Annotated in this window: 20 protein-coding genes; 10 read left to right on the plus strand and 10 right to left on the minus strand. The window is 67.3% G+C overall.

The window, feature by feature from the left end:
• The 7 genes from KME80_RS14105 to KME80_RS14135 form a co-directional block, all read right to left on the minus strand.
• Positions 1 to 232: transposase family protein (locus KME80_RS14105; protein WP_219505121.1), on the minus strand; the 232-nt coding region annotated here is incomplete at its 3' end.
• A 40-nt stretch (positions 233 to 272) separates the two neighbouring features.
• Positions 273 to 620 carry a histone-like nucleoid-structuring protein Lsr2 gene (locus KME80_RS14110; protein WP_219505122.1) on the minus strand — a complete coding sequence of 116 codons (348 nt, stop codon included), beginning with the start codon at positions 618 to 620 and terminating at the stop codon, positions 273 to 275.
• Positions 621 to 1,785: 1,165 nt separating this feature from the next.
• The gene (locus tag KME80_RS14115) at positions 1,786 to 2,049 is read right to left on the minus strand and encodes a hypothetical protein (RefSeq protein WP_219505124.1); all 264 of its coding nucleotides are present in this window, start codon (positions 2,047 to 2,049) and stop codon (positions 1,786 to 1,788) included.
• On the minus strand, positions 2,042 to 2,395 hold the full coding sequence (locus KME80_RS14120; RefSeq protein WP_219505126.1) for a DUF6247 family protein: 354 nt from the start codon (positions 2,393 to 2,395) through the stop codon (positions 2,042 to 2,044). Before KME80_RS14120 ends, KME80_RS14115 begins: the two co-directional genes overlap by 8 nt.
• 115 nt (positions 2,396 to 2,510) lie before the next feature.
• Positions 2,511 to 2,732 carry a helix-turn-helix domain-containing protein gene (locus KME80_RS53175; RefSeq protein ID WP_219505356.1) on the minus strand — a complete coding sequence of 74 codons (222 nt, stop codon included), beginning with the start codon at positions 2,730 to 2,732 and terminating at the stop codon, positions 2,511 to 2,513.
• Positions 2,660 to 2,878, minus strand: a complete 219-nt coding sequence (locus KME80_RS52705; RefSeq protein ID WP_219505127.1) for an AraC family transcriptional regulator — start codon at positions 2,876 to 2,878, stop codon at positions 2,660 to 2,662. Before KME80_RS52705 ends, KME80_RS53175 begins: the two co-directional genes overlap by 73 nt.
• A 1,441-nt stretch (positions 2,879 to 4,319) precedes the next feature.
• The gene (locus KME80_RS14135) at positions 4,320 to 5,258 is read right to left on the minus strand and encodes a lytic transglycosylase domain-containing protein (protein WP_219505130.1); all 939 of its coding nucleotides are present in this window, start codon (positions 5,256 to 5,258) and stop codon (positions 4,320 to 4,322) included.
• 217 nt (positions 5,259 to 5,475) lie between these two features.
• On the opposite strand from KME80_RS14135, the gene KME80_RS14140 reads away from it, so the two are divergent.
• From KME80_RS14140 to KME80_RS14185, 10 genes are all read left to right on the plus strand, one after another.
• Positions 5,476 to 5,862 (plus strand): hypothetical protein, encoded by a 387-nt coding sequence (locus tag KME80_RS14140; RefSeq protein WP_219505131.1) that lies wholly within the window; start codon positions 5,476 to 5,478, stop codon positions 5,860 to 5,862.
• The gene (locus tag KME80_RS14145; protein ID WP_219505133.1) at positions 5,859 to 6,236 is read left to right on the plus strand and encodes a hypothetical protein; all 378 of its coding nucleotides are present in this window, start codon (positions 5,859 to 5,861) and stop codon (positions 6,234 to 6,236) included. The genes KME80_RS14140 and KME80_RS14145 overlap by 4 nt, the downstream gene beginning before the upstream one ends.
• Positions 6,237 to 6,440: 204 nt before the next feature.
• A complete protein-coding gene (locus KME80_RS14150; RefSeq protein WP_219505135.1) occupies positions 6,441 to 7,028 on the plus strand; it encodes a hypothetical protein in 588 nt (195 codons plus the stop codon).
• A complete protein-coding gene (locus KME80_RS14155) occupies positions 7,025 to 8,689 on the plus strand; it encodes a hypothetical protein (protein ID WP_219505137.1) in 1,665 nt (554 codons plus the stop codon). The genes KME80_RS14150 and KME80_RS14155 overlap by 4 nt, the downstream gene beginning before the upstream one ends.
• A gap of 8 nt (positions 8,690 to 8,697) precedes the next feature.
• Positions 8,698 to 10,140 carry an SCO6880 family protein gene (locus KME80_RS14160; protein WP_219505140.1) on the plus strand — a complete coding sequence of 481 codons (1,443 nt, stop codon included), beginning with the start codon at positions 8,698 to 8,700 and terminating at the stop codon, positions 10,138 to 10,140.
• A gap of 52 nt (positions 10,141 to 10,192) precedes the next feature.
• Complete coding sequence (locus KME80_RS14165; RefSeq protein ID WP_219505142.1) at positions 10,193 to 10,714, plus strand: hypothetical protein; 522 nt, start codon at positions 10,193 to 10,195, stop codon at positions 10,712 to 10,714.
• A complete protein-coding gene (locus tag KME80_RS14170) occupies positions 10,711 to 12,225 on the plus strand; it encodes a putative type IV secretion/conjugal transfer ATPase (protein ID WP_219505143.1) in 1,515 nt (504 codons plus the stop codon). Before KME80_RS14165 ends, KME80_RS14170 begins: the two co-directional genes overlap by 4 nt.
• Positions 12,226 to 12,304: 79 nt before the next feature.
• Complete coding sequence (locus tag KME80_RS14175; protein ID WP_219505144.1) at positions 12,305 to 14,086, plus strand: type IV secretory system conjugative DNA transfer family protein; 1,782 nt, start codon at positions 12,305 to 12,307, stop codon at positions 14,084 to 14,086.
• A gap of 595 nt (positions 14,087 to 14,681) precedes the next feature.
• Positions 14,682 to 15,149 (plus strand): DUF4913 domain-containing protein, encoded by a 468-nt coding sequence (locus KME80_RS14180; RefSeq protein WP_219505147.1) that lies wholly within the window; start codon positions 14,682 to 14,684, stop codon positions 15,147 to 15,149.
• 33 nt (positions 15,150 to 15,182) lie between these two features.
• Positions 15,183 to 15,923 (plus strand): hypothetical protein, encoded by a 741-nt coding sequence (locus KME80_RS14185; RefSeq protein WP_219505149.1) that lies wholly within the window; start codon positions 15,183 to 15,185, stop codon positions 15,921 to 15,923.
• 541 nt (positions 15,924 to 16,464) lie between these two features.
• Here KME80_RS14185 and KME80_RS14190 read toward each other — a convergent pair.
• The 3 genes from KME80_RS14190 to KME80_RS14200 all read right to left on the minus strand — a co-directional run bounded on the left by KME80_RS14190 (position 16,465) and on the right by KME80_RS14200 (position 21,973).
• On the minus strand, positions 16,465 to 17,727 hold the full coding sequence (locus KME80_RS14190) for an FAD-dependent monooxygenase (RefSeq protein WP_219505151.1): 1,263 nt from the start codon (positions 17,725 to 17,727) through the stop codon (positions 16,465 to 16,467).
• Positions 17,728 to 19,136: 1,409 nt separating this feature from the next.
• Positions 19,137 to 21,626: a relaxase/mobilization nuclease domain-containing protein gene (locus KME80_RS14195; protein ID WP_219505153.1), complete on the minus strand. Its 2,490-nt coding sequence runs from the start codon at positions 21,624 to 21,626 to the stop codon at positions 19,137 to 19,139.
• Positions 21,623 to 21,973 (minus strand): hypothetical protein, encoded by a 351-nt coding sequence (locus KME80_RS14200; protein ID WP_219505155.1) that lies wholly within the window; start codon positions 21,971 to 21,973, stop codon positions 21,623 to 21,625. Before KME80_RS14200 ends, KME80_RS14195 begins: the two co-directional genes overlap by 4 nt.
• Positions 21,974 to 22,678: the final 705 nt, after the last annotated feature.

A 22,678-nucleotide genomic window follows, 5' to 3' on the forward strand; every position in this document is an offset into this window, starting at 1 on the left:
TCCCGAACAACGGCGCGAGCTGTCGCATCGTCAGGTTGGTGCGGTAGTAGACGGCCACCAGCAACACCCGCTCCGGCAGTGCGAGGCACCACGGACGCCCTCTGCCGCGGCCTTTACCGGGCCCCTCGCCGCCTCGCTCTCTCACCACTCGCACCAGCCGCTGGAACCGGCTCATCGGCAGCCCGGTGAACGTCTCCACCCACAACGGATCAGCCCGTAACACCCCGCCCATACACGAAGAATGCCCGCTCAGCTACTTTCTGCAACAACTTTTAGTGGGCAGCCTCATATTGCTCCACCACGGTGGAGGCGATGCGACCTCGCTCGCTCACTGGCAGGCCCTTCATCTTGGCCCACTGCCGGATCTCGGCGGACTTGTCCCTGCTTATGGCACGCGCTGTGCCCCCGGCCCCGCGTCGTCCTCGGCCGGCCCGCTCGGGCTTGACCGCGCGCGCCTTGGTGAGGAAGGGCGCTAGCGCCTTCCGCAACGCCTCCTCGTTCTTGGCTCCCAAGTCGATTTCGTAAGAGACTCCATCGAGGGCGAATCTGACGGTGTTCTCGGACTCCATCTGACTGCCGTCTAGGTCATCAATGAAAATTTCTTGAATCTGCCTGGCCACGTGGGACTCCATGTTCGCTAGCTTTTCCTGGCTACTGTAGCGAGCTTCAGCAGCTATGTCAGTCTGAAACCCGTCATGCTCGCGTTAAGACGCTCGCGAACCGGCACAGGTGGCATGAAGCCTGCAGTGCGCCTTGCACATCGGGCGATTATGCGGTCATGCTCTGCCAAGAGGCCATGTGACAGGACGGGGCAAGAGAAACCTCCGCCAACCAGCATCCACGCCTCACTCCGCGCGCTGGAGGCGTCCTGCTACTCCCTGCTGACCAGCGAGTCGCTGTTCCTTCCCCGTTCGCCGTGGATGTGGCGTGTCACCCTCGGGCGCCATCATGACGGCCCGGTTCTCTGTCACATTCACGACATGCGAGCTGGAGCTGATCGCCCCTCTATCGGCCGCCCCAGAGCGCGGCCCGCCTCAGCGATCTGCTCGATGATTCCATCGAGACGATACTCTCCTGCGGAAGGCCATGAGGTGCTCACTCTATCGAAGCAAAATTCAAATATTCCGCCACGACGGCCGAAACGCGAACAGTGCAAGGCTGGAGCTGCACGATCAGCGGGCAGGGCTTTTCTGCCCATCGACACCCTCCTGCTGAAGTACGTGGTGACGCTGACGCTTCCGGCCTGGCGCTGTGCACATGGGAAGAGAAGGGCGGTTCTGCCGGGAGGCCAGGCGTGCTCGCTACGCTGTCGCGTCGCCGCGTACGGGGTATCGCCTTCAAAGAAAGCTGGCATCAGGGATGTGAACCCGTGCACCACGATCGGGCGCGAGAATGCCGCGGGCGACCACGCGCCCCATGGTGAACACCGCTGCTTGAACCGCATCGCTCTCCCCCAGCGAGGGGTATCGGCGCCCGCCCGTCGTCAAGAAGGCGCTCATCGTCCATGGGTCCGACCTGCGCGCTGCCGATCCATGCCGGGAGTCAGGTCTTGCCCTTGAGGACTCGTGCGGCCAGGTCGAGGGCGGCGCGGGGAGGGCGCTTGGTCCCTTCGACGATTTCCGTGATGGCGGCGCTGGCCGCTGGATTGAAGGCGATAGGCTCGCCGCTTTGTTGCTCAGAGGCCAGCAGGGCGGTGAGGGCCGCGTCGATGTTGTTGCGACGCAGGTGGCCGTGAGCGAGGTCGATGAGGTGCTGGGCCCGCTCACCGGCACCTTCAGGGCCGTCTCAGTCCAACCACGTGATGCGAACGATCAACACTAGCTGAAGATGTTCGGCGACGATGAAGTGCACGAAACCGCGGCCGCCAAACAGGTCGAGGGTGCGAAGGCCGCCGCCGTGCAACGGGCCTCGGCCGGCGCCGGCCGCATCCGCTCCCAGGGTGGCCAGTTGGTCGGCCAGGCGCTCGACCTCTGAGGTGACCAGAGCGGGCAGCCCGGCGGCGACCTGTTCCTCGTCGGGATCGTACTCCCAGGCCCAGCTGTCACTCACCGGCGGCATCATGACCGGCGGCGTCCATGATCTCCCTGATCTCGGCCAGAAGCACAGTGGCCGTGCGTCGGTCGGAGGCGGCGGCGACTTGTTGCTCCAGCTCGTGCAGGCGGGCAGCCCGTCCGGGAAAGCGGTGGATAGCCACGAACTGGCCCCACTGCGCCAAGAAGGCGCGAAGCGGCGCCACGGTGCTCTGCCGAGCGGCCTGTTCGGTCGCCTGATCGAGATGTTCCACGAACTGGCCAAGGTAGGCCGGCGCTATGTGCGCCACCGCCGCGCGTAGCGCCGCTGTGGTCAGCGGCGGGCGTGGAATCAATGCCTCGCCATCCTGATGCGGGGTGGACACTGGGACCTCCATGTCTGGTTATGTACTCCACCGTATCGCCGTCGGCCCTGATTCGACAGCGATCAGGATCGGTGGGGCTTACGGATGATTGGGATCTCTCCGCAGGGTGGCGTTGTCAGGACTTCAGCGTGCGGGGCGGGATGGCCAGGCGCCTACGGTACTTGCTGGGCGACAGGCCCTCCCGGTCGGTGAATCGTGACGTGAACGTGCCGATGCTGGAGAAACCAACCTCGTGGCTGATGGCTGATGCTGATGTCCAGGCACTCAGTGATGTTGCGGCGAGCAGTCGCTTGACCTCGCGGATCCGAACCGGGACAGGAACTTTCCGAGCGGCAATCCGGTGACCCGCTGAACGAGATGTGAGAAATGAAACTTGCTGTAGCTCACCGTACGGGCCATGTCGTCGACCGTGAGCTGCTCGCCCAGGTTCTCCTGCATGCTCTCAAGCACTCGGAGGATTACTCGCTTGCGGGCGTCGTTCACGGTTGAATGTCGGCTGCAGAATCTCCTCGATGATCGCTGCAGCCGTGGTCGCCTCGTCCCCGATTCGGCTCACGACCGTGGCCATCACCTCGACTGCTGGCGGGGGGATTGCGCTGAATTGGTCGGTGGGAATCTCATCCCCGAGGATCTGATGGTGAGTTGACCTTGAGTCTGTCCGGGCGTGGCGTGCGACGTGCTGCGACTTGGGATGCATGGGGAGTTGTCCCTCCGGGGCCGGACGGTGGTTTAGGTACCAGGTGGTGGGGGTGCCTCAGTGGGGCCGGTCTGAGATGGTTGGTTGTTCTGCTGAGCTCTGCTGGGTGGCGGGGGGGCGTCGGTGGGCCCCATGGGGACCGCAATGTCCTTGGGGCTGGTCGGCGTGGCCGTGGGGCTGCGTTTCACTGTTGGACTGCGCTTGGCCGGGGGTACGACGGTCGGTCCGGCTGTCGGCCGGATTGTGTTGATGGTCGCCGACTTCACCGGTTTGGCTCTAGCCGAGCGGGTGGGTGTGTCGCTGGGTTGGTGGCTGCGTTCCCCTGTGCTGATCGGGTCGGTCGCCTCGGTTGCGGGGGGTGGTGGTGGGCTGTCCAGAATGGGGTCGCTGAAGGACGCCGCCACTGTCGGGGTGGCCGGGGCGGCACCGCCGCTGCTGGTCATGGACCAGATGCCGACCAGCAAGGCAAGGCCTCCTGCTGCCGTGCCGGCCAACAGTCCCAGGGGAATCCGGGTGCGGCGTCGGCGGCTTGCCAGTTCGTCCCAGGGGTCGTCGTCATCGTTGCGGTCGTCATCGTCGTCGTCGGACCAGAATTTGCGATCCGCTGGCACTCCGGCCATGAAAGCCAGTTCCCCGTCGTCGCCATCGGTGGCTGCACCGCGGTGGCGGCCGGATTCGTCTGATTGCCTGGCGGGCTCTTGTCTTGCCAGGTCTGCGAGGGGCTCCGTATGCGGTTGGTGGCTCGACAACTGTGTCAGTGCCGCAGACCCTGACAACGGGGGTCGGTCGGCGTGATGTGCATGCTGATCATCCCGCATAACCGGCGAGCATAGGAAACAGTCATCGCCACAGCAAGGACTTCTCCTGACTTTGTGTAAAGATAGCTATAAACACCTTGTTGGCTGTCGAGCATCCAACGCGACAAACGAATAACGGAGCCGCGCCCTCCCGGCGATTTGGACGTTGGAGGCGTATGGCCCCACCGCCTTGGGAAGCCGTGCCCGGTGCTGCCGTTCTCTTCCGCACCGCCGCGAACACCGCGTCCGGCGGGCGCACTGTCACCACGCGGTCGGCGAGCATCCGGCGTGCGCGTCCTTCGCGAGACCTGTCCACCCAGCATCACTTCGCATCCGCTATCCGGCGCACTCGAATGTGGCGGACCGGCTCCCAGCGCATACGACTTCTTCATGAGCGCGGATAGCTCACCGGATGCTATTGGTCCCTGTTCTACTTCATACTGATGTGCACGTGATCCCAATGGTTCTCGGTGATGGTCCCTCGATCTGACATGGGTCGCCAGCCTTCCCGCGCCCTTTCAAGGCTCCAAATGCGCTGCTTCCAGATGACGTACAGCACGCCTAAGCTGCTGGCGTTGGCTTGGGCCCAGCCTGCGATCGCATCCCCGCGCGCCAGTTCTCCGGGTGAGGGCATGCGCCCGTTCGACGACAGCATGAAGTCGCAGGCGCGGCCGCGTGGATGTTCACCACCGTCCTCGATCGCCCGGTAGCAGCCGATGCCGTGCGGCACTGCGAACTGCCTCTTGATCAGATCACGCATGTGCCGGGTGCGGGGGGTTAACCGGTCTGCGCCACTTTGCTGTTGGGGGGTGAAGCTGCGGCTGGTGCGCGAGGTGGTCGCCGCTTGTCGGTAGGAGCCGGCGATCGCCAGCACCTGCTCGACATAGGCCCAGGAGTGGTTGTAGCCATGTAATGCCTGACGTAGGTCGTCGGCGGCTCCCAGCGCACACAGGTACTTGACAGCTCCGTAGACGGCGTCGGCCCGGTTGTAGACATCGGCCCAGCCGTCTCCGTCGCCATCGGCCGCGTAACCGGTGAAGGGTGCGAACACCCGGATCTTCGTGGCGCCACCCCACGTGGAGATCAGGAACTGCATCGGCCCCGCGGCGCCGGCGGGGTTGGTGCCGTTCTTGACGCCGGGCAGGTTCGATCTGCCGTGATCGGTCTCGACCTTTCCGACTGCGGCCGGCACTGACCAGTGCAGGCCGGGGCAGGTGCGGACGGCGCTGACGTACAGCCGCAGCATCTCCGCGGGGATGCCCTCGACGTCCGTCGGATCCTCGGCAGCCGGTTGGGCGGTGAGTTCGGCGGTGGCGGTGTTGCCCAGCACCAGCAGCACGATCAGCGGCAGAAAGGCGGTGAACAGCACGATCGCCAGTCCGATCGCCGCAGAGGATCTCATTCCTCTTCATCACCGCGCAATCCCTCAACTGCTTATCGCATTTCTTGTCAACACCTGGTAAATATCTCTGTCAGGTGCCTAATCTGGCGGATCTACCCAAAGCGGCGCAAGGGGGTGAACGTTGCGACATGACACACCGGCTCGCTGGACGCTGATCGGCGCCCACGGCGGGGCGGGCACGAGCATGGTTGTCGACCTGCTCAATCATCGCCGCGCCCAGCCGATCGCCTTCGAGTTCGCCGGCCACATCCCCGACGGGCACCGTCCCGCCCTCGTCGTCAAAGCCACGGCCGAAGGCGCCGACCACGCTGCGCGCATGATCGCCTCCTGGCCCGCTCATCTGATGCGCCCGGCGCTGATCATCGTGGCCGACGCGCCGTTCCCCATGCCTCGCCTGGCCCGGTTCCGGCTGCGCGCTGTCAGCGGCGAGACCGCAATCACGGTACGGGTGCCCTACCTGTTCGCCTTACGACAGCTTGACCGCGCGGCGGCTCTGCGGGCCGGCGGCCGTGTTACCCGAACAGCCCGCACGCTGCAGCGGGCTCTGCTCTTGAAGGGCCCAGATTCGTGACCACCACCGCCCATCTCTGGCACGTACTGAACGACGCCTTCGCCGCAGCCGACCAGTTCGGCGGCCTGTTACCGAGCCCCGCCCCCACCACCGGCAACTCCGGCGGCGGCTTTCAGCTCCCCGACGTTCCACCTGCCCCGCCGCCTGAGCTGACCGGCTACTTCAGCACCTTTCTCGGCGCGATCAAGTGGATCGCGGGCGCGGTGGCCGCGCTGTCCCTTGGCGTGATCGCCATCAAGATGACCCTCGGCAAGTCCAACCGGCATCATCTGGCCGCCGACGGCGCCGCGTCGGTGCCCTGGGTCTTCGTCGGATTGATGCTGGCCATGACGGCCGTGTCTGTCGTGGGCTTCGTCGTCCCAAGCGGGAGCTAGCCGATGCCCACCACAGGCGAACTGGACAAGCTGGCACGCCGCCGTGCCCGCGGTGCCCTGGCCGGCGGCGTGCTCCTCTCCATGATCGTGACTGCGGCGGCCGTGGGCCTGCTGTCACAAGATCCCTCGGCCGAGCCTGCCACTCCATCGGCTGCCGGCACTTCACCATTGCCCAAGCCTTCGAACAGCCCGGCCATCGACCCCATGGATCCATCCAGCTACGTGCGCCCCACACGCTGGGTCCACCTGCCAGAACCCTCCGCCCTGCTGGCCGACCGGTATCCGGTGCGCTTCCCGCATTCCCCGGCCGGAGCGGCCGCGGCGGCGGCCGCCCTGTATCAGTCGGCCTGGACCCTTGACGCCGCGACGGCTGCCAGGGCGGTGCAGGTCTACATCGCCCCCGACGGCCGCGCCGCCACCCGCAGCGAGGCCCGGCAAGGGGCGGCCTGGTTCCGGGCTCAGCTCGGTGTCGACGCCGAGGCGGCGTTGCCTCCCGAGGCCAGCATCTTGGTCCAGCCCACCGGCGTGCGGTGGAAGTCGCTCGACACCGACAACGTCGTCGTCAACCTCAACCTCGAGGTCACCTTGCTGGCCAGCAGGCAGGAGCCAGTGACCAGCGCCTCCGCGGCCGTGACCGTGCACATGCGCTGGCACCCCGCCCTGCGCAGCGGCGACTGGCTGGCCGTCCGCAGGCCCGCCGACCAGATGCCCGCCCTGCGCTACGCCGAGTTGGGCACCGCCGAGTTCAACCAGCTCGGCTGGGCCGCCGTCAAGTCTGCGGGGCCGGGATGAACGCCAAGCGGCTCGCCCGCCCCACCCGGCTTCGTCGCCTCCTGCTACTCCTGCTCGCCGTGACGTCGATGGCCTTGCTCGTCGCCGGATCGGGTTGGGTCGGTGAGCGGCCCGCCGCCGCGCAGGACGTCGCGCATGCGGCAACGTCCACCCCCAAGCCTGTCCCGTCCACCACGCCAGCCACACCGGCTCCGAAAGCCGACCCGTGCTCCGGCGTGCAGATTCTGCTTCCTCACTGCACGGTGCGCGAGGTTGGCCAGCGGGCCACCAACGTGGCGGCCAACGCCCTGAACAAGGGCCTTCTTACTCCGCTGTCCGCGCTGATCATCGCAGCGACAGAAACGCTCCTGGGAATCTTCCTGCGCCTCTGGCTAACCCTGAGCAGCTTCGACCTGCACCAGCAGGGAGCCATGAGCCTGTACGGCATGACCATGGCCATCGGCATGATGATCGCCGTCCTGCTGCTCATCTGGCAGGCGATCCGCACGATGGTTCAAGGTAAGGGCCTGCCGCTCCTTGAGGCCTTGCAGGGGCTGGTCATCACCGGGCTGGTGTCCCTGTGCGGGGTTGCGGTCACCGGTGGTGTGATGCGCGCTTCGGATCTGCTGTCGGAGTGGATCCTCGGCGACCTGGTCCGCAACGGGCTGCTGAACAAGCAGATCACCGCCATGACGCTGTCAACGGGCTTGCCCGCCTGGCTGACCATCCAGGTGGCCACGCTCCTCATCCTGGTGCTGATCATCCAGATCATCGTGCTGTGGCTGCGCAACGCGACGATCCCGATCCTGGCCCTGATGCTGCCCATCGCGGCCGCCGGCAGCATCGGCACGAACGCGACCCGCGCCTGGCTGCCCAAGACCATCACGGCGATCTTGACCGTGGCCGCCTACAAGCCGATCGTGTCGCTGATCATCGTGTCGGCCGTCGCGCAGTTCCGCGACTCCACCGAGGTCGCCGGCCTGGTGTACGCGCTGATCATGTTCGTGGCGGCAGTGATCGCCATGCCTGCGCTGGTGAAGATCTTCGCGCCGCTGGGCCTGGCGGCGGGCGGCAGCGGCGCTGGGTCCTGGCTGAGCCAAGCCGGATGGATGGCCGCCTCACGACTGGGTGGCCGGGGAAACAGCGGGGGCGGCGGCAGCGGCGGTGATGGTAGTGGTGGTGCCGCTCCCATGTCAGTGATCGAGCACGAGCAGCGCATGGAGCACAGCCAAGCCAGCCAGCAGCGCACCCAGCAGAGCACGGAGCAGCACAGCGCGAGCCACTCGGGCGCCACACCTGGCATGCCGCAGGCGAGCGCCGACGATCCGCGCGGTACCCCGGCAGCGACCGGCAACCTTCCCGCAGGAGCGACGCCGGCTGGAGGGAGCGGAGCGACAGCGCACGGTCAGGCCGGCGCCACCGCCACGACGGCGGGATCAGCTGGTACGGGAGGCGCCGCCGGGGCGAGCAGCGCCGCCGGCGTGCCAGGGCCCGCCGGTGCCGCAGCAGGCGTGGCGCTGGAAGGCGCCGAGCGTCTCGGCCAGGCCGCTGCCGGGCACGTCTCGGCCCCGGAGCAAGCCGCCGAGCACGCCGGCAGCGCAGCGAGCGCCCATCCGCTGGAGCGCACCGACAGTGACGGTGGCTCAGGCGCGGGCCCCATCGTCGACCGGAACTACGGGTGAGTGAGCCGATGACCAGCACCACCACAGATCTGCACACCTACGGGGGATGGCGTCGCTCGCGCAGCTTGGGGCTGGGATCGTTGGACACCCGGCAGACCATCATGCTGTTGTCGGCGATGCTCGCGCCGTTGCTGGCTGGTCTGCTCATCGGCGTGCGCGCGGCCATGCTCCTGGCGCCGGCCGCGGTGGTGGTGGCCCTGCTGTCCGTCGCCCGCCGTGGCGGTGCCCTGGTGCTGGACGCAGGTTTGGCCTGGGTGCGCTGGCGGTGGGCGGACTGGCGCACGCACACCGTCGCTCTGGGGCAGATGGTCACGCCCATGCCGCAGCGATGGGACCTCCCCGGGGTGCTGGCTCCCACGCGGCTGCTGGACGTGGAGGATCCCGGGCGGGGCCGGATCGGTGTGGTGTGGAATCAGCGCAGCGGGCACATGACCGCCACGCTGCTGCTGTCGCCCGCCGGTGCGCTGCTCGCCGACCCGGCCACGGTCAACCGGCAGATCTCCAACTGGGGCCATCTGCTGGCCAGCTTGGCCGATGACACCGCCATCCAGCATGCCGCGGTGACCATCGAGCTGGTGCCCGAGCCCGGGACCCAGCTCGTCGACCACGTGCAGGGCCGTCTGTCCCCCAGTGCCCCCCAGCTGGCCCAGCAGGTGATCGGCGAGCTCACGGCGATGGCGCCGCGCGCTTCGGCGCAGGTGCGCGCCCGGCTCAGCCTCACCTGCGATCCATCGCTCGGCGCGAGCTCACCACGCGAGGTGCCGCAGGCGGTCGCCGAGGTGCTGCGCAGCCTGGGCGGTCTGACAGTCTCGGCTGCCGGGGCCGAGGTGTTGCGCCGCGCCAGCGCCACCGACCTGATCCGCATCGTCCGCACCGCCTACGACGTCGACGCCGAACCTGTCTCGGCCGGTTGGGAGAAGCTGCGCTGGGCTGATGCCCGCCCGGAGCACGCCCGCGACCGCTACGACCACTACCAGCACGACGGCTCCTGCTCGCTGTCATGGGTCCTGCTGGAGGCACCGCGCCAGCGCGTCTCCCACGACGTGCTTGTCAGCCTGCTCAGCCCCGGCCAGTACCGGCGCCGGGTCACCCTGACCTACCGCACGCTACCCCGTGACGTCGCCGGCGCGCTGCTGGAGCAGGAAGTCAACGCCGCCGCCGTCCGCGAGGAGTACAAGCGGCGCACCCGCCGCGACCCCACCGCCCGCGACCGCGCCGACGCCAGCCGAGCCGCCCGCGCCGCGATCGAAGAAGCGCACGGCGCGGGCCTGGTCCAGTGGAGCCTGTACGTCACCACCACCGCCCCCAGCCGCGCCGAGCTCGCCCAGGCCCGCCGTGAGGTCGAACAAGCCGCCGGACACGCGCGTCTCAAGCTCCGCCTGGCCTACGGCGGCCAGGCCGCCGCATTCGCCGTCGGCCTGCCCTGCGGGGTGTATCCCGATGAGGCGTGAACGGACCCTCAAGCGCAACATCCAGCCGACATGAGCAGAGGAGTAGACGCCGATGATCCTCCAGAAACGTCCGGCGAAAACCGACGACAACCGCGCCCGCATGACGCAGGACATGCGCGCACACGCGGAGGCAGGCCGCACCATGATTCCCCTCCTGAGCGTGCTCAGCGACGAACACCAGCAGGTGGCCGAACTTCGGCATCGGCCGCCGGAAGAGCTCCAGTCGCTGGCTCCCGCGCTCGCCACGCTGTACGAGCAGGTGACGCGGCCCCCGCATGCTCGAACGCCGCCCGGCGGCCTGGCCTTCCTGGCCATCAGAGACATGCCGATGCCTGAGCAGGCGCACATTCACCTGGCCGGCATTCTTGCCGGCGCTGAACCAAGCCAGCTGCGCGCCCTTCTGGCAGAACTGCGATCACTCACCGCCGACCCCGAGCCCGCGCATGTCCGTAGCCTCGCGGCCACCGCGCACACGAACACCACCACGACACAACCCAAGCCCACAGCGAACCAGAACCCCAGGACGGTGACGCCAACGCTCCCCACCGCGCCGCAGCGCACACGTGCACGATGAACAGCCAGAGCCGACGCGGCAACAACGGCGAGGGAGCAGGCGGCAGCCAGCGGCGACGACGCCGGTCACCACAGTCCGCCACCCTCATCCTTGACCCGCAGCGCGTCGCACCACGCCGGGGCTGGCCGCGTGGCCGTGCCGCTCACGTCGAAGCAGGCTCGATCTACCTGGGCACCAGCGTCCAGGTGGCGGGCCTCTTCCCGTTCGTCCAAGCAGGCTCGCTGCCGGCTGAAGGGGTGCCGATCGGCCCGGACCTGCTCGCGCACGAGCTGGTCTGCCTCGACCCGCCCGGGTGGGTGGGCCGGCTGACGACCAACCCGTCGGTGTGGATCCAAGGCCAGCCGGGCGCCGGCAAGAGCGCGATGGCCAAACGGCTGTGCCTCGGCCTGGTCGCCTACGGCTACCAACTGCTCGTGCCGGGCGATGTCAAGGGCGAGTACGCCGGACTGGTCCACGCGCTCGGCGGCCAGGTGGTCCGGATCGGCCGCGGCCTGGACGCCATCAACCCGCTGGACTCCGGGCCGCTCGGCCGCCACCTGACCAGTCTGGTCGCCGACGAGCGAGACCGGGTGCTCGCGGAGGTCAACGGCCGCCGCGGCGAGCTGCTGCACGCGCTGCTGGCCACCCCGCACGGCCTGACCCGCCGTCCCGGCGCTGAGGAGAGCACCGCGATCAACACCGCGGTCCGGCTCGCCGCCGAAGCCCGGCCCACCGGCGTCGACCCGACGATCCCGGACGTCATCGCCGTGCTGCGCGAAAGCCCGCAACCGCTGCGGGACCGGCTCATCACCCGGGACGAGAACGCCTATCTGCGCGCCGTGCGGCCGGTGATCGCCGCTCTGGAGAATCTGTGTGACGGCCCGTTGAGCGGCCTGTTCGACCGGCCCACCACCGCGCCGCTGGATCTGTCCCAGCCCGCGCTGGCGATCGACCTGTCACCGATCCTGTCGGCCGGCGACCAGGTGGTGGCCGCCGGGCTGCTGGCCACCTGGGCCTACTCCTACGCGAGTGTGGACACCGCGCGCGCGTTCGGCCTTTTGGACCGGCAGGTCGTGCTGCCGCTGGACGAGCTGTGGCGGGCCCTGCGTGCCGGCCCCGGCATGGTCGCCGCGATGGATGGCATCACCAGGCTGAACCGGTCCAAGGGCGAGATCAGCCTGATGATCACCCACTCGCTGCAGGATTTGGAGGCGCTGCCGACCGAGGAGGACCGGGCCAAGGCCCGCGGCCTGATGGAGCGCTGCGACACCCTGATCCTGGCCGCGATGCCGGTCAGCGAGCTGGCCAGGGTCTCGGCGCAGAAGCCGCTCACCGCCTCGGAGGTGTCACTGGTGGCTTCCTGGGCTTCCCCGGCCGCCTCGGGACTGGACGCGGCCGCCGCCGCCCATCCCGGCCGTGGCAAGTACCTGATCAAAATCGGGCAGCGCGTCGGCATTCCCGCTCGCCTGCAGTTGACCGACGCAGAACGGCACCTGTACGACACCGACGCGGCGATGCGGAGACGCTCATGAACACCGCCCGAGCCTGCCCCACTATCTCGGCACCACTCCGGCCACCAGGTCGGCATGCGAAGCGCGCAAGGAGAACGCGGTGAGCCCGGACGGGCGAGGCAGCGACCCCGCCGACATCGCCCCCTGGCTGATCCTCACGGGCATGGTGGCCGTGCTCGTTCTCGTCGCCATGATCTGGCTGGGCGGCACGCTCGGCGCTCTGGCCACCGGCGCCGGCTGGCATCCTCCGCCGTTCAGCTGGACGCTGATCCTGCGGCTGGCCGACGGCACGGAACAGCACTGGCCGGGAGTGCCGCCACTGGCGGTCTGGAGCGGCATCGCTGTCACTTTCGGCGCCACCACGGCGCTCGTCGTCCCCGCGGTCATGACCGGCTACCGATGGTTGTCCCGCCACCAGGGTTTGGCCGGGCTGCGGGAGCTTCGCGGATTCACCCCGCGCGGAGCGGCCAAGGGGGCCCGCCGCCTGCGCCCGTCGCTGTCGGGGGCCAAGGACATCCCGCCGGACCAGGCTGGCATGCTCCTCGGTGAGCACAACGGCGTGGAGTTGCGCGGTTCGTGGGAAGACGTCTATCTGGCGCTGATGGCCCCCCGATCCGGTAAGACCACCGCCCTGGTCGCGCCGATGGCCATCCGGGCGCCGGGCGCCGTGCTGATCACGAGCCGCAAGGCCGACGCCTACACCACGACGTGGGCGCCACGCAGTTCCCGCGGCCGTCTGTGGGTGTTCGATCCGCAGCAGATCGGCCACTTCGCGCAGGACTGGTGGTGGGATCTGCTGGCCGACGCGGCCACGGTCGAAGGCGCCCGCCGCCTGGCCGGCCACTTCATCGCTTGCGGCTTCTCCTCCTCCGAGCGCGGCAACTACTGGGCGCTGGCGGCCGGCAACCTGTTGTGCTCCATGTTCCACGCCGCGGCCACCAGCGGCGCCACCATCCACGATGTCCTGGAGTGGCTGGCCAACCCCGCCGACCCTACGCCCGTTGAGGCGCTGCGGCAGGCCGGTGCCATCGGTCTGGCCAGTCAGCTGCAGTCGACCAGCCGGCTGCCCGCCGAAACGCGCGGCGGGGTATACGACACCGCCGGCCAGACGGTTGCCTGCCTGCTCGACCCGGTCATCAACAAGTGGATCACCCCGGCCTCCGACAAACCTCAGTTCAGCCCGGAAGAATTCGTCACCGGATGCGACACCTTGTACTTGTTCAGCAAGAAGGGCGTCGGTGGCGCCGCACCGCTGGTGGCCGCCTTCACCGACGCTGTTCTGCAGGCGGCCATCGCCTCCGCTGAGCGTGCAGGTGGACGCAACGACCCGCCAGTCGTTCCCATCCTGGACGAGGCCGCCAACATCGCCCCCATCGAGGACCTGCCCGACCTGTACAGCTTCCTGGGATCGCTCGGCATCCCCGTCGTCACCATCCTGCAGAGCTACCAGCAAGGCGCTCGCGTATGGGGCCAAGCCGGCATGGATGCCCTGTGGGGAGCGGCCACCATCAAAATTCTCGGCGCAGGCCTGGACGACGCCGACTTCGCCGCGAAAATCAGCCGGCTCATCGGCGACCACCGCATCAAGGAGACCAGCGTCTCCCACAGTCGCCAAGGCCGCAGCGTCAGCACCTCCTCTCGTAAAGAGCGTATCTACGACGCGGCCGACGTTCGGGCTCTGTCCAAGGGCACCGCTCTGCTCCTGCTCACCGGTATCCGCGCCGCCGTGATCCGGTTGCGGCCGTGGATGACCGAGCCGTACGCCGACCGGCTGCGCGCCGCCACCAAGCGCGCTGAACACGACATCACCCGTCGCGCCGTGGACAAGCACCAGCACTCTACGAACCGTTCCCGTCACCCCGCGGAACCGTCCAGAAGGTGAGCCTCATCATGCCCACCATCCCTCAACCTCGATCGGATCGCCGCCCCTCAGGATCGCTCACCACTGCTTCTCTGGAGCGTCTGATCAAGCCCTCCGCCCGTCCTGTCCTCCACCTACTCGATCTTGCTGGCAAGGTGGAACTCGAAGTGGGGCTCATGTGGTGGCGCCAGGCAGTCGCACCGCATCATCGCCAGCCCGCGCCGGCACGGCCTCACGAGCCACCGGTTCACCCGGCCAATCACCCGGCCATGGCCAGGCAGGAGAACGTCACAGCGCTCTTGACGGAGATCCTCACTCATGCCAGCGATGCCGACCTGCAGACGTTCATCGGCGCCGCCGGAGAGCTGATCTCCTCCACGCAGGACCGGAGAGTCAGCGTGCCCACCGCACTACGGCGATTCACCGCACACGGCCAGCAGCTCTCACGACGCCCGGCGCAAGCTGACCCGCCTCGGCCAAACAGCGGCCGACAGCGAGCAGCTCAGCTGGGGTCGAATTCCGCCCCGACGCAGTGCCCTTCACCGGACCCGACGCAGCAGCCCAGGCCAGCTCCGCGCACGACGCCCCCGCCAGCATCGACGAAAAGGCGCACGCGGTGAGCGATGACATCACCGGCTCCCCCGAAGTGTACGAAGACGACGCTACGCAGCATGATGGCGCAGCCCCCACCTTCATCCTGCGCCTGGCCGACGAAAGCTTCACCCTGGAGCTGAACTTGCTCCAACAGTGGGTGGATGACCTGCTGGTGCCCACCTACATCCGGGAACCGAGCCCGACCGCGCCGTGGTGCCTGCGCTGGTGGGAGCACGAGGAGGCACTGGCACGTCTTCACGCCCTGTGGCTGGCCTGGCAGGAACTGACCGACCCCGCAGCCGGCGGATGGACCGGCCCAAGCACGTGGCACCGTGACCATCTCGATCCAACTCTGCGTGAGCTGCGCGCCCACGACGGGCCGCTGTGGCGGTGCATGACCGATGTGGCAAAGGCCAGGCATCGCGACGACGTCATCCTCGAGGTGGCTGCCATCCAGAGCCCGAGCCCTGCCAACGTCGCCGAGGCGTAGCCGCACGGCCATCACCGAAGGAGAGGCGTGCCCATGTCTGCAGTCCCATCACCCGACGCTGACCTGGACAGCGCATGTCAGGGTTTGGAAGAGGCAGCTCGGGATCTGGTCCCACCCGACGTGCTGGTCGACTTCCTTGAGATTCGCCTGAAATTCGCGTTGTTGAAGCAAGATCTCGGCATGGACCTCACCTTCGGAAACAGGATCGACATTGCCCTGGGGGAGTTCCGGCATGGCTTACCAGCCTCACAACTCGGCGCGGTCTGGCAGCAGCGGCAAGATGTGGCTCAGGCTGTGGCCAGCGTAGGCCAGCATGCCGGGAAGCTCAGCACGCGGCCGGAGTGGAACCGCATCAGGAACATCTATGGGCGAGTGCGCGACCTGGGGACCACGATCGAGCGGCAGCTCGGCGCCCACGGCGCCAAGGTGCTGGCCGATCCGCGTGTCAAGAACGCACTCAAAACCGTTGCCGATCTTGCCAGCAGGCGGATTGCGGCAGATGCCTGGGCTCTGAGCAAGGTCCTCGGCGGTGCCGGAGCCGGGCTGGCAAGCGTACGGCAAGCCGTGCATTGGCTAGAGAAGGCCGCCAAAGCGGGAGCATCTCGCGCCGATGAGGTCGCACGACAGCATGCTCAACGACGCGCCGCAGCCGCCACCGTACGTTCGAGCACGGGCGGCAAGCCCAGCCCGACCTCGTCCATCCCCGAGCCTTCCCGGACCATGTCCGTGCCTCGCCCGCATCGCAAGACGAGGGCCACAGCCACGACGCGTTGACGGATCTCTGAGCGTTGACCGCCGCTAGGTGATGCTTGCGCCGCAGATTATGTCCCTCCGAGGGCCCGAGGGCCGGGGCCGGGAGAACGGATCCTCGCCGGGCTCAGTCAACGCGACTTTGGAGGGAGATCGATGCGGCAATGCCCCGGCAGCGGCCGTCATCTGCGCGCTGGTGTCGCGGCACTGACGGGCGACCATCAACAGCGCCTGGCGAGTGTGCGCGGCGAGCATTGTGCGGTGTCAGGCAGGTCCTGTGGGCGGCCTTGTGCCTGAGGATCAGAGGGGAACTGCGCGGTGCCGTGGGGCTCTGCTACCAGGGCGGCGGCAGATGGAGCGAGGGCGAGGGCGGCTGGATCGGTGATGCTCGGCCCGGCCGAGCCGGCGTCCTCCGGGCTGGCCGCGTCTGGCCTTGTACCGGGCGTATAGTTTGTTCGCGGGCAAGTGTGTGAACGCCGACTTGCCGCAGTGGCGCGAGGCCAGGAACAGAACGGCTGCTGCGTCGATCTCGAATGTGTTGCCTCTGCGGGTATGTGTCTTATAGTCAGCGGGCGCGGGGCTGCGACCGCTTGGTGCCCAATTCCGTCGCAGAGGTGCTTCGTTCATCGGTATTCAGGATCTCCGGACGACGGCGGGGAGAATCGGTCGCAGTCGACGATCTGAGGGTGGCTGCGCTCGCGCGGGGCTGCAGTCCGAGGCGCTCTGCCAATCTGGGGCCAACTTCCAGAGAAAAGCGTACAGTGGGAAGCATGCGGCGTTCCCAGCCTTGCAGGGCAGCGGTGATATCCGATCCATAGCGGGAGCATTGGACCAGAGTGGCCGTCAGGTCGTTGATCTGCTCAACACCGTTGTTTGCCCCGCGGCCTGTTAACGGCGAAACGGGGGCGAGGGCATCACCGACCAGTACCGCATGGCCACGTCCGACCGGGAAGGCCATTTGTCGTGGCGGTTGCGTCGTCAGCAGTGGAGCGGCAGACCAACTAGTGGTTGCTTCCACCATGCGGACCGCATCTGGCGTTAGAATGCGGCGCGCCTCATCTAGCACAAGCTGCTTTGTCGTGTCGCTGATCTGGTGGGGGAGGATGAAGCTGCGTTGCGTAGGGGGCGCACCGCACACCTCAGTAAATCGGCTTTCGCTCATGGGCATGTAGAGGGCCCAGTCGCTACCGAGATCCCCATCTGAATGGATCATGGGGAAGACAGCTAGACGTGTCGACTCGGGCTCATACCGGGTGTAGTCTTGCAGATTTTTAGGTGCCCAGGCGCTCTGTCCTCTCCATGCGACGATGCCGGAGTACTCGATCAGCCGCTTGGGATCGAGAATGCTACGACCAATGGACCGGCGGCCGTCGGCGAAAACGACAAGGTCAGCGGCTGTTCGCTCTCCATTACGAAACTCAAGCTGGGGACGCCCGTCAGCGGCGACGCTAAGCCCCACGACACGTTTACCCGTGTGCAACGTGCCAGGGGGAAGGCGCGCGATAAGGCTTCTATTGATCAGATGCCAGGCGGTGTGGCGCCCTGGGTACAAGGTTTCAGAACGTCGAGACTCCGTGCGGTCCGCAATTTTTATCGATACGATTCGCTCGCTGGGGAAGGGAACAATCTCAGCCTGTGGGACACCGATCGTATCCAGCACGCCGAGTGCGGGGTGTTCTAGGGTTATCGCTCCGCCCGCTTGTGCTGTGGGTTCTGGCGATGCCTCGTAGACACGAACGTTGCTAAATCCCTCCTGATGCAAGCGAAGGGCTGCCGTCGGCCCAGTGATGGACCCACCTACGATCGCTATTTCAGGCTGAGCGAGCATCCCCAGGCTCTCCGTTCCATAAGGCAGGCATCAGTGCTGCAGAGCTTCCCACTCGGCAGGTGTGAGAGTGCGAACTCGATCGCCCAACGCTGCGACTCCGAGGAGTTGACCCAGCTTGCTCATGAGGTAAACGTGGCGTTCCGTGGTAACGACCGTCCCGACTTCGTACCAAGGCGAATCTGAACAGCCTGGCACTTCGACGTGGACGAACCAATGAGGCTCGATCTCGCGTGCGTCCCGATAGCTCATGCATCCTCCGTTCGATCGAACCATGATCCTCGCATGTACTATAGCTTGACAAGTGATAGACCGGATTTTGTTTGACTGCTAGTCAAGTCTGGGTTGTCGTCGTTGCCGTGCTCCGGTCATGACCGAAGCCGACGCCGCCACTCCAGATACAGGACCGTTCTGCCGAGAACGAATCGATGGTTGGCGCTGCTACCTCTTCGCCGCCGCACCTTCGTCTGGTAATAGGCTCATCGGTCGCTACCTTCGTTGGCGGATCCCGGTGAGGGGGTAAGCCCGGTACCTGGGGGGCGAAAAGCCGGGCAGGATATGGTGCACGCACACGCCGGTGCCATGGCTGGTGAGCACCATGAGGACCCTCTGGTTTCCTCCGGCTTTGAGAGCCGGCGGGGGCTGGCTGCAGCTCTGATGTTCGCTACAGCGGCTTACGGATCACACGCCGAGGTTTTCTAGATTGCCGTCGAGCCACGCCTAGACGATGTCGTTGAGCCGGCTGCTTGCATCCGAATCCGATGCGTTGCCAAGGCGTGGTTTTCACTGGTCTGGCACTGTTTCGCCGGAGCACCGCCAACGCCGCGCGGGCGCTTCTCGTCCATTCGCCGTGGCCGCGGGGCGCGGCCAGCCCGGCGGAGCATGTGCCCCGTCAGCGAAGCACTACCCGCCTGATGTGATCATCTGGAACAACGGTTCTTGATCGGCTTTGACCGCTGATCGTCGTGGCAGTGAGGCTGAGCTCCCTCGCCGTCGTGAGGCGTACGGCAGACCGCGCGCGGCCTCGGCCTTCCGTGAGCGCAGGCGGCCCTGGAAGCTCACCACGGCGAGGCAGGCACTCGAGCGCTGCCGATCACGGTCGGAGTGCGCATCCGCCGTGTGGCTCGGGGCGCGGGCCGTCGATCGGCCGGAGGTTGGTCACACCGACCGTTGACGTGAGGTGCTCGTTCATGGAGCGCAGCCTCCAGAGCAAGCCCGACCACTTCATACTGGACCGACAAAGGCGCGCCGAAATGCACGGTGAGTGACCGATGCGACGATTGGTCGATGGCGCCAACGCGCGTTGGACGTGAGATGGGCAAGAGGCCTGTGCGAAGACGACGCCTCTAGTGTGTAGATTGCCCAGCAGGTTGGACTTGTATCCGCTCTGCCCCGCCACCCCGCTACCGCCGCTATTGCGGCCTCGAACGCCGCTGCCGCTGCGCGGGAGGCATCTCCTCAGCGCGCGCCGGCGGTCTTGGCTTTTCAGACCGCACCGGCCAGCTGTGAGAAGTGGATGAAGCCAGCCGTGCCGCACGAGCCGATCGCCTGTTCATGCCATCACGCAGGGCGGACAACTGATCGGCGCCGACCTGGACGCTGTAGCCACCGTCTGCAACGGCGACAACGCCGCGCTCACACAGCAGCCGAACCAGATCCTTAGCTCTGGCCGGCCGTACCCACAGGAGTTGCTCCAGGTGTTGAGGTGAGCAGGTCTGAGTCTCCACGACGGCAACAACAGCTCGCTGGAAGACGCGGTCATCGTCGGCTTGGACGAACCGGCCAGCACCGTGCTCCGACGGGAGGCCGCCTCCCGCCGCTCCGTGCGGAAGGCAGGACGGGACAGCGTAGGGATGAGACATGGCACGTGGCGTCGACCGGCTTGACGTCTCCGTCTCCTCCAGCAGCCGGCGTAGCCGGCCGGTCAGCATCTGGACGACGCTATGCGCCGGGTTGCTCGGATCTTCACGTAGACGCCGACCGGACGTGGCCGAGCGCAGCGCACCCTCGACGTCATGCCCGGCCTGGCCGATCTCGGTCAGTACCGCAACCAAGCGCGGCCAGGCGGGATCACGGAAGATGCGATCGAGATCATCGCTTCCGTGCATGGCGCCACGAAGGAGCGCACGCATGCGCCGCTCATGTGCTGGCTTATTGTCAGCGTGCGCCAGACGCTGCACTTGCTCCGGCCACGGCCTGTCGCGGCTCGCGGGAGTGCGGTCGTCGCGGTCAGTGGGCGCCCGGCGCCGGCTGGCGACCCAGTTCTCCAGTCGCCAGAGAATCACCTGGGTGTCACGCCGCGCCGGGCTGGAGGAATCGTGGCGCAGGGGCTGCTGAGCGACGACGTCGGCCAGCGCCGCTGCCGCATCATGCCCGAGTCGCTCGATCCGGCTAAGCATCCCCGCGAGCGCAGGCCAGTCTCTCCCACGGAGGATGGCATCCGCATCGGCTCGCCCCTCAACCGCCCGTCGCAACGCCTGCTGCAGATCTGGTCGGCGCGCGGCCGCGTGGTCCGCCCGGGCCGCCGATCGGGCGCCCAGCAGCTCGGCGGCGTGCTGCAGATGCTCGCCCGCCAGGCGAGCTACCCGGGCGTGGGCGTGTTTGTGCCGCGCGGCCATGCGTCTGCGCAGCGCGCGCACCGCGAGCACGGTTGCGACCGCCAGCCCCAGCACGGCAGCGTTCTCGTCGGCGTAGCCCAGCAGGTGTCCGGCCTGCAGCAGCGACCGTATCGCCCGCCGCATCTGCGTCGCTGCCTGGTTCGACTTCTGCCACGGCTCTCGACCCAGCCGCTCCATCTGCCGGGCCGCAAGTTCCAGCTCGCGCCGTACCGGGGCGGGGGAGCGACTGGCTGCCACGGTCAGCAGGTCAGCAAGCGCTGCGGTGGTGGCGGCCGCATGAGGATTGTCCGCCTGCTGTAGCACAGCGGTGGCCGACCGGATCGCCGTCGCTGCCTCCTGCCACGCCGCGACGCGCACGTGTTCGGCGTAAGGTGACCGTGCGTCCAGGTCCGGTGCCAGGGCTCGAACCAACCCAGGCTCCGGCGTCGGCGTGGTCCAGCGCTGCCGCACGCGGGGCAGCGTCAGATCCGGCGCGAGCCTCGACCCCGAGTACCAGATCAAGCTCCCGTCACTGGACACATCGCCGGGCAACGCGACCGCGTAGCCGCCGACATCACCTGACGGCAGCCGTCGCGGCCTGATTAGCAGCCCTGCCTTGTTCAACCGGGTGAAGAAGTCCTCCTCGTTGTTGGCTTCCAGTGCGATCGGTCGCACCTGAGCCTGCAACGTCTCCCGCGCCGATATCTGAGCGCTGCGTAGCCGATTCGCTTTGGCCCGTTCGCCGCGCTTCGGTGCCGGCGCCGCCGTGCGATCGGCTTCGGCCGTCACTCGGATTCCGAAGTCGTGCTCCAGCCGCCGGCACTCCTCCCTCAACCGATAGAAGTCCCCGCGCAGGTCGGGCTGTTTGGCGTCGTACGGACTTTGTCCCTGGCGCACCAGCGTGGCCACGATGTGGATGTGGTCGTCGGCGTGGCGGACTGCCACCCACCGACAACCAGTCTCCTCTCTATCCGGAGCCAAGCCGCCTGCGAGGACCAGACGACGCGCGATCTGCCCCCACTGCGCATCGCTCAACAGGGGATCGCCGGGAGCCAGCCGTACCGAGGTGTGCCACACATGCTGCCCGATCTTGCCCGTGTAGGCGTCGACCGGCCGGTCCAGGTGCTGCGCCAGCGCGTACAACGCGGCATCACGCATGTGCTCGGGCTCGGCGGCAGGATCCGTCTCGTGTCCGTCCCAGGAGGCGACCAAGTGGGGGTTGATGTGTTCTTCACGGCGACCGGGGCCGTACAAGTATTTCAGCAGCCCATAGGTACGGCTGCCCTTCACTACCTTGGCGATCAATCCCGCTTCCCGTTTCGGGCGATATGGTCCGCCGCGGCCTCAACCTTGCGGATTGCGTGCCCGATCGAGCGCAGGACCGCCTGAGCCGCCAACTCCTCGTCTCCATTGGTAAGCGCGCGGACCAGCTGGTTGAGGTCATTGCCGATGCGGTTGAGCACCACCCGGGCGGTCACGAACTCGGCCATCTCCTGGCGGCGGTCCAACGGAATGAGCGTCAGCTGCTGCTCAGCCGCTGACACCGCTGCGATTGCTGCGAAAGCACCTACGTCCAGACCTTCGCGCCGGGCGGCGATCTTGAGGGACGCCATCTCCAGGTCGCTAAGAAATAGCGGGCCGACGCGGTTCATACGCGGCGAGTTTGCCCATCCTCGTCGTCCCGCCACCGCGGCCCCTCCCACCCCTTGACGCTATTTGACTCGATCAAACATGCATGCATGACCACCGTCAGGAGCGATCGTAATCGGCCAATGTCGCGGCTTGTGTACTTACTCCGAGTTTTCTACTAACTTGCTCCGCGCAGCGGGCCGGTGGGGTGGCACGCCGGCGGGGAGGGGCGGCATTTGCTGAGCGGCACAAATGTCAGTGGCAAACGACAACGGATGGCAGTCGGCGCGACAGCGATGTCAGCAAAATCTCTCACGCTTCGTAGCGGCACTTCGCGTGCTGACTGGTTCAGACCCGGGACCGCCGTGTAGGAAGCAGCCCAAATTCGGCTTCGATCCGATCGCATGTCTCCCGCATCCGGTACCAGTTGCCGCGCATCTCGGGAAGCCGCCCGTCCTGTCGAACAAGGGTGGCCACCAGGTGCACGTGGTCACGGGCGTGCCGGAGCGCGACCCATCGGCACGCTTCGACGTCGCCGAGCGAGGCGATGCCGACAGCGGCGATGAGCCGGGCGGCGATCCATGCCCGGGTGGTGTCAGTGAGGGGCCGATCGTGGCGGGCGGTCAGGGCGGTGGGTTGCTCTGCTGTTCGTAGCGGCTCTTGCCGGGGCCGTACAGTTCGCGCAGCAGATTGCGGGTGTTGGCGGGCGGCGGCGGGGTCGTCTCTCG

Source organism: Nonomuraea ceibae (assembly GCF_019396325.1).
Taxonomy (GTDB): domain Bacteria; phylum Actinomycetota; class Actinomycetes; order Streptosporangiales; family Streptosporangiaceae; genus Nonomuraea; species Nonomuraea ceibae.

Bases quoted from the DNA above. Each gene is read 5' to 3' on its own strand.
- KME80_RS14140 (WP_219505131.1), top strand. From the start codon at position 5,476: ATGGTTGTCGACCTGCTCAATCATCGCCGCGCCCAGCCGATCGCCTTC.
- KME80_RS14150 (WP_219505135.1), top strand. From the start codon at position 6,441: ATGGATCCATCCAGCTACGTGCGCCCCACACGCTGGGTCCACCTGCCA.
- KME80_RS14155 (WP_219505137.1), top strand. From the start codon at position 7,025: ATGAACGCCAAGCGGCTCGCCCGCCCCACCCGGCTTCGTCGCCTCCTG.
- KME80_RS14160 (WP_219505140.1), top strand. From the start codon at position 8,698: ATGACCAGCACCACCACAGATCTGCACACCTACGGGGGATGGCGTCGC.
- KME80_RS14165 (WP_219505142.1), top strand. From the start codon at position 10,193: ATGATCCTCCAGAAACGTCCGGCGAAAACCGACGACAACCGCGCCCGC.
- KME80_RS14170 (WP_219505143.1), top strand. From the start codon at position 10,711: ATGAACAGCCAGAGCCGACGCGGCAACAACGGCGAGGGAGCAGGCGGC.
- KME80_RS14185 (WP_219505149.1), top strand. From the start codon at position 15,183: ATGTCTGCAGTCCCATCACCCGACGCTGACCTGGACAGCGCATGTCAG.
- KME80_RS14190 (WP_219505151.1), bottom strand. From the start codon at position 17,727: ATGCTCGCTCAGCCTGAAATAGCGATCGTAGGTGGGTCCATCACTGGG.
- KME80_RS14200 (WP_219505155.1), bottom strand. From the start codon at position 21,973: ATGAACCGCGTCGGCCCGCTATTTCTTAGCGACCTGGAGATGGCGTCC.